At 41.7% G+C, this 11,790-nt stretch carries 8 protein-coding genes; 6 read left to right on the forward strand and 2 right to left on the reverse strand.

What is annotated here, in order from left to right:
• Positions 1-39: 39 nt before the first annotated feature.
• From CD05_RS0103290 to CD05_RS0103310, 5 genes are all read left to right on the forward strand, one after another.
• Positions 40-1,596: a hypothetical protein gene (locus CD05_RS0103290; RefSeq protein WP_028509285.1), complete on the forward strand. Its 1,557-nt coding sequence runs from the start codon at positions 40-42 to the stop codon at positions 1,594-1,596.
• On the forward strand, positions 1,596-1,874 hold the full coding sequence (locus CD05_RS0103295) for a hypothetical protein (RefSeq protein WP_028509286.1): 279 nt from the start codon (positions 1,596-1,598) through the stop codon (positions 1,872-1,874). The genes CD05_RS0103290 and CD05_RS0103295 overlap by 1 nt, the downstream gene beginning before the upstream one ends.
• A complete protein-coding gene (locus tag CD05_RS0103300) occupies positions 1,871-2,206 on the forward strand; it encodes a hypothetical protein (RefSeq protein ID WP_028509287.1) in 336 nt (111 codons plus the stop codon). Before CD05_RS0103295 ends, CD05_RS0103300 begins: the two co-directional genes overlap by 4 nt.
• Entirely contained in the window at positions 2,193-8,648 is a 6,456-nt protein-coding gene (locus CD05_RS0103305; protein WP_028509288.1) for a SpaA isopeptide-forming pilin-related protein, read from the forward strand. The genes CD05_RS0103300 and CD05_RS0103305 overlap by 14 nt, the downstream gene beginning before the upstream one ends.
• Positions 8,649-8,772: 124 nt before the next feature.
• Positions 8,773-10,857, forward strand: a complete 2,085-nt coding sequence (locus CD05_RS0103310; RefSeq protein ID WP_028509289.1) for a DNA topoisomerase — start codon at positions 8,773-8,775, stop codon at positions 10,855-10,857.
• 37 nt (positions 10,858-10,894) lie between these two features.
• Here CD05_RS0103310 and CD05_RS0103315 read toward each other — a convergent pair whose 3' ends face one another.
• Together CD05_RS0103315 and CD05_RS0103320 are read right to left on the reverse strand one after the other, a co-directional pair.
• Positions 10,895-11,230: a type II toxin-antitoxin system mRNA interferase toxin, RelE/StbE family gene (locus CD05_RS0103315; RefSeq protein WP_028509290.1), complete on the reverse strand. Its 336-nt coding sequence runs from the start codon at positions 11,228-11,230 to the stop codon at positions 10,895-10,897.
• The gene (locus tag CD05_RS0103320; RefSeq protein ID WP_028509291.1) at positions 11,227-11,475 is read right to left on the reverse strand and encodes a type II toxin-antitoxin system prevent-host-death family antitoxin; all 249 of its coding nucleotides are present in this window, start codon (positions 11,473-11,475) and stop codon (positions 11,227-11,229) included. Before CD05_RS0103320 ends, CD05_RS0103315 begins: the two co-directional genes overlap by 4 nt.
• Positions 11,476-11,587: 112 nt before the next feature.
• Between CD05_RS0103320 and CD05_RS0103325 the strand changes: the two genes are divergently transcribed.
• Positions 11,588-11,782: a hypothetical protein gene (locus tag CD05_RS0103325; RefSeq protein ID WP_028509292.1), complete on the forward strand. Its 195-nt coding sequence runs from the start codon at positions 11,588-11,590 to the stop codon at positions 11,780-11,782.
• The last annotated feature ends 8 nt before the right edge of the window (positions 11,783-11,790 follow it).

Consider the following 11,790-nt stretch of genomic DNA (forward strand, 5'->3'; position numbering starts at 1 on the left):
AAAAAGGGGAGTATTCAGACTTCCTGGGGCGGAAAAGATGTGGTGCTTAAAAATCCAAACGTCAACCGAGAGGAACGAATAAGACAGCTTCGGGGTATAAAGCGGCGAAAGGACTATTTCAAAAGCCGTAAGTTTACTCTTTCAAGGCGGAAATATACTGCCGCTAAAGGCGATGAAGAAAGCCCGAACAACATAACTACAGTACAAAGCACAGTAAATGTTGCACAGGGCGTTATGCAGACAGGCGGTGTTATACGCACTGCTGTGGGCGGTACTCGGAATACGGCAGGCAGGATACAGACCGCTGTGAATCGTGGTGTAAGCGTCGGTTCGGTAAAAGATGTGGGTAAAATGGCAACTGTTGCAAAAAATGCAACAACCGGTGTTGTTAAGGAAGCAGGTCATTCTCTGTTGAGAACAAGGGTAGATAAGACCACCACCACCGATACCGGAACTGAGGCTATTAAGCAAGGGCTTACTGACATAAGTTATGCAGATAATGCCCGAAAAGCGGTCGGAAATACTGTAAAAGGCGGAATAAAGACTGCACGTTCGGTCAAGGAAACGCCAAAGGCTGTGGGGCGTGATGTGCAGAGGATAAGAGAAAAGCTTATCCGAAAGCACAGAGCTAAACAGATAGTAAAGGCTAAGAAAACAGGCAAGGCAGCAGGGCAAACTGCGAAGAAGGGCGCAAGTGTGATCGGAAAGGTCGTTACCTCAAAGGGGTTTATCATAGCAGCTCTTGGGGCAGGACTTGTGCTATTAACAGCAACACTGCTTTCAAGCTTTATATCTTTGATAATCTCTGCTATATCCTCAATGTTTTCATGGCTCATACCCGGTGACGGCACAAGTCAGTATGATTATCTCCAGATGTATCATACTCAGGTGCAGGAAATACAAAGCCGTTTGCAGGAAGAAATAGACGGCAATTATGAATATACTCCTGAATACAGGTATGATGATACCGAGATCACAAGTTTGAACCAATATGGAAATCTCACGCTTTCAGTCGATGAGAATGCGGTCATAGCTGCTTGTGCGGCAAAGGAGTTTCAAGTCGGAAATGACACTCTGACTGATGAAATGTTAAGTGAGGTAATTGAGAACTTTTATTCATACTCTCACGAAACAGAGAACGGGTATTGTCCGGATCACGACTGTATGATTGATGAAAATACTGAGCTCGTCGTTAATGACGGATTTAGTATCAAAAGTCGGGAATACATAGCGGCGGAGGATAAATATGCAGTTACATTCACCGGAGATTGTTATGAGCACACATCATCTGTTTTTACCGATCTGACTATTGGTACAAGTGACGGGGATATAACCGGAACAGGATATGCGCAAATTGATGGCTCTGCTTGGGAAATAACATATAACATTGACAGCGACAGCTATTCGGATATTGATTGGGACGATATATCCATAAAGACCACAACAATATACTGCGATAACCCCGATCACGTTATTTACTACGGTGAGGTAGTGAATTTCGACGCAGAGACCGGGCTTGAGAATATGAACTTTACTGATGATGTAGAGGGAATGTTTTGGACTTTCTATTCAATCTTACAGCAAGGAGGGTTTTGATGTTCGGCTCACTTAAAAGACTAAGAAACAGCTTAAAAATGACAGACCTTTCTTCAAGGCAGGAGTCACAGGAAAGTGATGAGGGCAAGGATCATAGGGCGGTCATTATAATGGCAGCAATGCTTGCCGTTGCGATCACACTTACACTTGTAAAGGCTACTTATGACCCGGTAACTCAGGCAGAGCTTAATAGTCTGAGGATAAGTGCCTTTGACGTTATATTATTCCTAACGGCTGTTATAGGGTATTTTGTAATGAAGAAAAGGGGGAAGAAATGACAGAAAGGAAAGAAAAGCTGACAGCAAGGCTTGATAAAGTTCGCAAGAATATCGAGGACACCAAGCGGCTGATAGCTTATCACAAGAAGATGCTGAAGATATATCAGCGTAAGGAAACGGAGCTTTGCGACAGGCTCGAAAAGGAGCAGCTAAGTGACCTGTTCAAGACTGTCAAGGATAAAGGCTGCGATATTGAAGCTATAAATACGGCTATCAATAATGGGGAGTTTTCATCAAGCGTTAATGAGGTTATCGCACCAAAAGCGAATGAAGAAAATATTGATGTATACTATGATGATAAAAGGGAGGTTAGGATAGTTGAAGATAAATAAAGCTTTTAAACGTGGAGTGTCAGGTATGCTTGCGGCTGCAATAGCATTAAGTACGCTTGCAACATCAGTAACTGCTGCAAGCACAGGTGTTACTATCGGATATACCTGGGACAGCTCGGTCAATCCGACCTTATACACAAATAAATATGCTGCAAGCGGCGGCAAGGGCTCGCTTACCTACGGAGAGCAGATCGCAAGGTTTGTTCCGAGTACAGACAGCGATGTATGGGCGTTCTGTATTGAGCCCGGTGCAAGCCTTACGGGTCAGTCATACGGAAGCTGGGTAAGTGCAAACGGCTTTACCGAGTATGACACCTTTGACCTTAATGATAAGAACAAAGCAGATACAGCGGCATATTGGAAGTCTATAGGAGGAACAGACGGAGATATTGCAAAATATCTTGCACTTGTTCAGTATTATGGGTTTTCTTCACATAAAAACGGCAATTATTTCGCAGCCACTCAGTGCTTGCTTTGGGAAATAGCTATGAACTACAGAGGACATACACCAAGTACCTTTGCAACGTGCTCTGATCAGTTATGGAATGACTTTACTTACCCTTCGGGCGGTTGGTGTACAAAAGCCGGAGTTGAGGCAGCGTATAAGGATATAGTTGCAAATGTAAAGGCACATTATAACCTTCCTGCGGCAATGCAGAAAACTGCGGCGCTTGCAAAGGATAATGCAAAGGTAATGAAATTTAATGCTTCAAATATGCGTTATGAGGCTAAGTTTACCATAAACTCAGCATATGTTGACAAGACAAGCCTTGCCCACAATTTCAGTACATATAAGTCTGCACTTGAAGCACTTGTAAAGAGCAGGTTTAAAGGTACTTACGGTAAGGATTACGGTATTGATACCACTACAAGCGGAAATAACACAGTTTATACTGTATGGTCAAATGAGAGGCAGTTTACAAGCAGCTCTGACAGCAGTATATATGCGACCTCTGCTATTCCCATGCAGCTTAAAAGCGGATTAAAGCAAAAGGAATCGCTTTTTTGCAAGTCATATTATCAGACCTGCATGTCAGCTACGACCTTTGATCCGGTCAAGGGCTATTCAGCGCTCGCAAGCTATAACGAGCCTAATTTAAAGGTGGAAAAGACATATACCGACAGCAGCAACAAGGCTATAACTGCGACTGAGTTGAATGATCTGCTTGGTAAGACCTCTTTTGTTATCTCAGCTACTATAAACAGCAAAAAATACTATGTTGTTGCAGATAAGGATAATGATAAAAACAGATATGTGTTTAGAAAATATACCACATCTGAATCAGAGGCTACAAAGTTTAAAACAATTGATAATTCAACTAAAAAGGGTGTGTTTTCTGTATTTGATCTGCCTACCTCAGCTTCATCAGGCAGAACATATACTGTAAAAGAATACAGCGTACCCGATACAGAACGATATGAAAAGCTTTCAAAGTCTGTTAAGCTGCCTTCACCAACCTCTGAATTTATGACAAATGCAGGAACGGGAACGGTCAAGCTTAATAACAACGAGGAAAGCTATGACGCTAAATTTGGTTCAGCCACACTTGATAAGATCGTAGAAAATGGTGACGGCAAGGTGCTTTCCGATGATAATGAAAGAGATATAGCTGCTCTGTCGGATATATACAAGTCAACTAAGTTTATCGTCGGCTTCTGGGACGGAACTACAATGCGATATCTGACAACTGCACATAAGTCTGCATCAAAGGCTTTAAACGGCGATCTTGCTGACCTTAAAAACTACAATGATACAACTTATGAAACAGGTGACGGAAAATACTATATGCCTACAACTCTTAATAAGGCTCACGAAGTAATATTTGATGAAAGCCGTACAAGTACGGACATATCAAAGGCACAGATCCTTTCAGCAGGATACCTATATACGGGTACAGATACCTGTGATTATTTCGGACAGATATTTTTAAATCTTTTACCGCTTGATTCTTCAGGCAATGCTCAGGAGATAGTGTTTATTGAGATAAATGGTGCTAAGGGCTATGGCTATGATGATACTGTAAAGGAATCAGGCGCAGTAATGCTTAGCACGATAGGCTCATATAAGGATAAAAGAAATATCTCGGGAGTAATGAAGAATGATACGGGAAAAAGCTATACTATCACAAGCTCTACGGGTAAGGAGTATGTTATATCCTCCGGTAAATATTACCCTATAAGCGGCAACAAGCTTGAAAGCAACAAGCTGCGTTCAAGTGCTGAGATAGTAAATGAGCTTGTAAACTATGAGCTTATCCTAACTAAAAAGGATGATAAAAACACTATTCTCCCGGGGGCAACTTACGGCTTATACAACAGCAGCAAGAAACTGTTAAAAACAGCGGTAACAGGTAATGACGGAAAGGCCAAATTTGAGTATAACCTTATCCAAAACACCGACTATTATGTGCATGAGATAACTGCACCTGACGGGTATGTGTTGGATACTCAGTATTACAAGGTAAACCGCAGCAATGCTGTAGGTGATGACCTTGACAATTTCCAGAACGCAAAGCTTAATGATTACGGCTATGAGGTAAAGGATAAGCCATATACGTTAAAAATCGAGCTCAACAAGTATGATATTATAAACAACATCAAGATCGAAGGTATAACCTTTGATGTTTCTCTAAACGGTAAAACTGTTGCAAGTATCAAAACCGATAAGAACGGCTATGCAAGTATATCCGATCTTCCCCTCGGAAAACTGAAGGATAAAACATTTGAAAACATATATACAGTTACAGAGCGAGAGAATGACAAGTATATTATGCTTGATGATGAAGGCAATGCCTCAAAGGAGATAAAGATCGTTACTACTGTAGGCGATATAGAGAGCAAGACTGATCCTGTTATTACTTATACAGCAGATATTCCAAATACCTTACAGCTTGTGGATCTTAAAGTAAGTAAGGTGGATGAGTATGATAATCCTGTAAAGGGAGTAACATTTGACCTTGCACCGGCACAGGATATAGTTTTTAACGGCAAGACAGTTCAGAAGAAGGGTGAAAAGATAGGAACACTTGTAACTGACGAAAAGGGTGTTGCATCTTCAAAGTATATCGAATATGCTACAGAGGGTACAAAGGGCTATGAGAAGATCCTTCCTATTTATCCGAACTTTGAGTATATGTTGACCGAAAGGTCAGCTCCGGAGCCTTATATAGTTCCAAAAAACAATGTAACAAGATTTATTGCCAAGTCTGATAAGGCAACTACATTGACGATCCCTCACGAGATAAAAATCAAGGACAATGTTCAGACCGGCATACTTGATGTATATAAACAGGATAAAGACACTAAGAAGCCTTTGCAGGGCGCTGTGTTTGAGGTCAGAGCAGCTAAGGATCATTTTATCGGAACAAAGCAGATACACAAAACAGGGGATCTTATCTGTACAATGACAACAGGTGCAGACGGACACGCTACAAGCGGTGATGCAAAAATGTATATAGGAGCACAATATTCTCTCACAGAGAAAACAGCCCCAAAGGGATATTCGCTTAAGTCAGACAGTAAAACATTCACATTCAGTTTTGCAGGAAACAACGCTGAGTATTCAAAGCTTGGAATTGATGTTGATAATTCGAGCCAGCAGGGAAGAATATCTGTTCATAAGACGGGTGATGTATTTACATCTGTAAATCCATCTATGTCAGCTATTAAGGAGGAAAACGGTGTTGTTATGACAACTCCCGTTACATATGATTTGGTTTTTACAAATGGTGATCTTGAGGGCGCTGTATTTGATGTCATAGCAGACGAGGATATCATAACCGCAGACGGAACGATAAGAGCGCACAAGGGCGATCTTGTAGCTCAGATAAAAACTGATAAGAAAGGATATGCACAAACAGATATGCTTTATCTTGGAAAATATAAGGTTTGCGAAAAGCAGGCGGCCTATGGTTATATCAACAAAAGTGAGCCGCAGCTTGTAGAGCTTAAATATGCAGGACAGGAAGCATCGGTCAGCGATACGGTAAATACTGATTTTGTAAACGAGTATCAGAGTGTAAGGGTACACCTTGCTAAAGCTATGGAGCGTGACGAAACCTATGGTATCGGACAGAACAAGGAATATACAAAGGTGCGTTTCGGACTATTTGCTGATGAGAAGATAACCGCAGCAGACGGTACCTTCGTCCCCGAAGGAGGACTTATATCAGAGCTTTCTTTAGGAGAAGATATGACGGCAGAGTTTAACGCCAAGATTCCATTCGGAAAATATTACATTCAGGAGATAGCTACTGATGATCATTATATCCTAAACGGGGAAAAGTATCTTGTCACATATGAATATGCAGGACAGAGTATAGATACCGTTGAGATAGACTGCGGTAAGTTTACAAATGAGATAAAGCGTGGCTCTGTTAAGGGTTTAAAGGTCAACGAGCATGATGAGCCGCTTGCAAATGCAGTATTTGGTCTGTTTAAAGCGGATACAAAGGATTTTTCAGAGGCTAATGCTGTTAAAACATCTGTTTCTGACGAAAACGGCAGCTTTGGCTTTGATAATATTCCCTATGGAAAGTATATCGTTACAGAGCTTTCTTCACCTGCTGGATATGTTTTTGATGATAAAAAGCATGATGTGAATATAGCTAAAGATGGTGATGAGGTATATCTGAAGGCCATAAACAAAGCAACTCAGCTAAATGTATCAAAAATAGATATATACGGAAGTGAACTAAAGGGCGCTTTAATGCAGATAACCGATACAGATGGAAAAGTATTTGCCGAGTGGACTTCAAACGGTAATACAAGGTGCATAACTAAAATCCCGGCAGGCAGCTATGTTTTAAAGGAAACAGCAAGCCCGGACGGTTATGTGATCGCAGCACAGATCAGCTTTACAATTGATAGGTATAACCGTGTGACTGTTGATGATATAAAAACTCTTTCAACTGACAGTAATGGTGTTCCTACAATTACTATGATAGATGATACAACAAAGGTTTCATTAACAAAGTTTGATATTACAGGTAATAAGGAGCTTGCAGGTGCGCTGATGCAGATCATTGACAAGGATGGCTGTATTATAGACGAATGGACAAGTACAAATGAGTCACACTATATCGAAGCTGTTCTCAAAGCAGGAGAATCATATATTCTTCACGAGGTCAGTGCTCCGACAGGTTATGTGCTGGCAAATGATATATCGTTTACTGTATCGACAGACGGAAGTGTAGATAAGGTAAATATGACAGACGATATCACTAAGGTATCTGTGACTAAGTATGATATAACCGGTGAAAAGGAGATCAGCGGAGCAAAGCTTCAGGTGATCGACAGTGAGGGTAATATCATAGATGAGTGGATATCATCAGATGTTGCACACGAGATAAATGGAGTATTAAAGGCGAGTGGTGAATATATACTTCACGAAGAGATCTCTGCTGACGGCTATGTAATAGCAAATGACGTTTCTTTCGTTGTTGATGATAAGGGGGAGATAACCAAAGTCTATATGTATGACGATACTACAAAGGTCAAGATCAGCAAGCTTGACATTACAAATGATGAAGAGCTTGCAGGTGCTTACTTGCAGATTATTGATAAGGACGGGAATATCGTTGATGAATGGGTAAGCACTAATGAACCACACTATATAGAGGCACTCCTTATATCAGGTGAAACCTACACGCTTCACGAAACGATCCCTGCGGAGGGGTATGTTGTAGCTGATGATGTTACCTTTACAGTAAATGACAAGGGTGAAGTGACTGAGGTGAAAATGTATGATGATACTACAAAGGTCAAGATCAGCAAGCGTGACATTACAAATGATGAAGAGCTTGCAGGAGCTTACTTGCAGGTAATTGATAAGGACGGGAATATCGTTGATGAATGGGTAAGCACTAATGAACCGCACTATATAGAGGCACTCCTTATATCAGGCGAAACCTACACGCTTCACGAAACGATCCCTGCGGAGGGGCATGTTGTAGCTGATGATGTTACCTTCACGGTAAATGACAAGGGTGAAGTGACTGAGGTGAAAATGTATGACGATACTACAAAGGTACACATTACAAAGCTTGATATAACTACAAAGAAGGAGCTGCCAGGTGCAAAGCTCCAGATAATTGACGGAGAAACAGTTGTTGAGGAGTGGACAAGCACTGATAAAGCTCATATTATCGAGGGTAAGCTTATAGCAGGAAAAGAGTACACTCTCCGTGAGATAACAGCACCCAAGGGATATGAGATCTCTGATGATATTAAGTTTAAAGTAAATGAGGATGGTAGCGTTACAAGTGTTGTAATGTATGATGAGCACACACCCGATACATCTACACATATTCAGACGCCTAAGACATCTATTCCGTTTATAGGCAACCCTCAGACAGGCTCGGCAGTAGAGAATACTGCTTTTGCTGGAATTGCTGCTACGCTGCTTATTATGATAGTATGCTCTGTAAGGAAAAAAGAATAATAAAGACTAATTATCAAGAATATCCCTGCGGTGTATTCCGCAGGGTGATATTCAAAAAAGGAAGGAAGATGTAAGTGCTTAGAACAATAAAACCTATCAAAGATGTAAGAAGGGGTGATTCTAATTGCGTTTGATACTTTGTGAAAAGCCCTCTGTGGCGATGTCAATTGCCTACTGCGTAGGTGCAACTGAAAAAATATCCGAGGGGAAACGTTTCTACTGGCAGGGTGATGACTACATCGTTACCAATGCTCTTGGTCATCTGGTGGGTATAGGTATCCCCGAAGATTACGGGTACAAGAAGTGGAAGCTTTCTGATCTCCCTATTATCCCTGATTTCAAGCTGTTTTTGTTAAACGGCTGCGGCACGCAGATGGGAATGCTCAGAAAGCTCTTTGAACGTGAAGATGTGACGGAGATAATCAATGCCTGTGATGCCGGTCGTGAGGGCGAGTGTATTTTCAGATACATATATAACTATCTCGGCAGCAATAAGCCCGTAAAGCGTCTTTGGATTAACTCGCTGACAGACGATGCTATTCGTGACGGTATGGCGAAATTACTTGATCCTGCGAAGCTTGACGGTATGTTTGCGGCAGGCTATGCAAGAGCCAAGTCGGACTGGATATTCGGTATCAACCTTTCAAGGTTTTACAGCCTCATATCCAATCAGCGGCATAAGTCGGGCAGGGTCAAAAATGCGGTGCTGGGCATCATAGCTGAGCGTGAAGCGCAGATAGCTGCTTTTGAGAAAAAGCCCTACTTCAAGCTAATCCTTGATAACGGTGCAGAGTGTACCCGTACCTTTGATACAAGAGAAGAAGCGGAAAGTGTTGCAAATAGCTGTATCGGCAAAACTGCTACAGTATGCTTTGCACTTGCGGAGGAAAAGAAAGAGAATAGACCTCTGCTGCACAGCCTGACTTCTTTACAGAGAGAGGCTAATGACATCTTTGGTCTTACGGCAGCGTTAACATTAAGGGCAGCCCAGAGCCTTTACGAAAAGAAGCTCATAACATATCCCCGCACAGACAGTAATTTCATCAGCGAGGATATGATCGGCTATGCTGAAAGCGTTGTAAAATGCCTTACAAGTTATAACAAGGAAAGGACAGACAAGCTGCTTTCACAGGGGCTTAACTTTGACAAGCGTGTAGTCAACAATGCAAAGATAACAGATCATCACGCTATCATACCCACAAACATCATAGGAAAGCTGGCTGAAACAGAGCTTAACGATACCGAGAAAAAGATAATCGGCTTGGTGATAAACCGCTTTTTGTCGGCAATTGATAAGCCGTACACCTATCTTGAAAAGCGTTTTGAGTTTGAGGTAGAGGGCGAGCTGTTCCGCTTGACTACAAGAACACCCGTTGAGCTCGGCTGGAGAGAATACAGCCGAAAGGGTGCAGATCAGCAGGCAGCTCCGGCATATTTCAAGAACCAGACGGTACTTGTTAATGCCGTCAGTATTCGTGACTGCGAAACAAAGCCGCCTGCACATTTTACGGAAGCAAGTCTGTTAGCTGTCATGGAGAACATAGACCGCAGAATTGATGATAAGGAGCTCAAAACCTATGTCAAAGATCGTGGGCTTGGAACGCCTGCGACAAGGGCTGACATTATCGAAGGTCTTATTTCAGCCAAATACATCAAGCGGAAAAAGAAACAGATATACATTACCGATTTCGGTAAGAAATTTATACGCATACTGCCCGATAATCTAAAGTCGGCGGAGCTTACTGCCCATTGGGAGCAGGAGCTTGCGGACATTGAGCAGGGCAAATGCGGAGAGGAGGATTTTATGAGTGAGATAATCAAGAACGTAAATGATGTGATCGAAAATGACGAGGTTACAGCCGCTGAAACAAGTGCAGATAATACAGAAACAGAACAGCCTATGGAGGTCGGCAAGTGTCCCTGGTGCGGCAGTCCTGTGAGAGAAGGACCGAAGGCTTTTTACTGCTCGGACAGAGAAAACTGCGATTTCTTCATCTACAAACACGATAAGCGTATCGGCAGAAGCTACAAGGCGGCTGAGATAAGTGAGCTGCTGGCAAACGGCAAGGTAATGCTGAGGGGCTGCACATCTTCAAAGGGGAATAAGTATGCGGCGGTGTTCGAGCTTGATGATTCGGGGGAGTATGTAAATCTCAAGTTTGTAGAGTATGTCAAATCAAATAGAAAGCGTGATCCAAATCGCTCATAATAATACGCCGCTGAACGGCGGCGTATTGGATAAATAATTATATATCGTCATCAGGTTCTTCGGTGAGGTTGTCACCAAAAAGAATACGAATATAATCTCGTCTTCCATATATGATCCTATGAATCTCAATGTTTTCTGTGATCTTATAGAAGATAAGATAATTTCCGCTTATGAGATAATGAAAGGGAACGTCTAATCTTATACTCTGACTTAGAGTTGTACCCATAAGAGGGGTGTCTATAAGCTTTTTGTAGGTCGATATAATTTTTCTAATGGTGTTTTCAGCAGCCTTTGGACTTGCAAGTTCATCAGAAATGTATTTCCTTATATCTTTCAAATCTTGAAGAGCTGCAGGAGTGACGATTAAATTCATAAAAGACCAAGCTCCCTTTCAACATCTTCTTGCGAGAGCCAACCTTTTTCTCTGACCGACTTTTCGCCTTTAGCGAGTTCGGATAGCAGCTTGATTTCAGCTTGCTTTCTTTCATATTCCTCCATATCGAGGATAACAAAGCGGCCTCTACCGTTTTTAGTGAGAAATACAGGTTCACCTACAGCAATGTCACGAAGTACATCGGTGTAGTTTCTAAGATCGGAAACGGGTTTGATATTTGGCATAATAAAACCTCCTTTAACTTGATAGATAATCTGCTGTAATTATTGTAGCATAATTTGCAGCAAAAATCAACAGCAAAAATAAAAATTTACAATTAGAAAGGTATTGAAATATATGAGAAGAACAAATATAAAGTACATTTTAGAGTTGCTTATAAATTCAGCAGCAATTGTCGCTGCATACAAGCTCGGTAACAGCAAGGGCTATGATGAAGGCTGGAATGACGGTGCTTTGGCAGGTGCCTGTGCAAAGGATAGTTCTGACGATAACAGCAGCGACATTACAGATTTTGAGGAGCTTTTTAACTGACTTATCAG

Origin of the sequence: Ruminococcus sp. NK3A76 (genome assembly GCF_000686125.1) — a bacterium.
Lineage (GTDB): Bacteria > Bacillota > Clostridia > Oscillospirales > Ruminococcaceae > NK3A76.

What these genes read in the sequence shown, in the direction of transcription:
- CD05_RS0103320 (WP_028509291.1), bottom strand. Translation starts at nt 11,475, where the DNA reads ATGCCAAATATCAAACCCGTTTCCGATCTTAGAAACTACACCGATGTA.
- CD05_RS0103325 (WP_028509292.1), top strand. Translation starts at nt 11,588, where the DNA reads ATGAGAAGAACAAATATAAAGTACATTTTAGAGTTGCTTATAAATTCA.
- CD05_RS0103300 (WP_028509287.1), top strand. Translation starts at nt 1,871, where the DNA reads ATGACAGAAAGGAAAGAAAAGCTGACAGCAAGGCTTGATAAAGTTCGC.
- CD05_RS0103315 (WP_028509290.1), bottom strand. Translation starts at nt 11,230, where the DNA reads ATGAATTTAATCGTCACTCCTGCAGCTCTTCAAGATTTGAAAGATATA.
- CD05_RS0103295 (WP_028509286.1), top strand. Translation starts at nt 1,596, where the DNA reads ATGTTCGGCTCACTTAAAAGACTAAGAAACAGCTTAAAAATGACAGAC.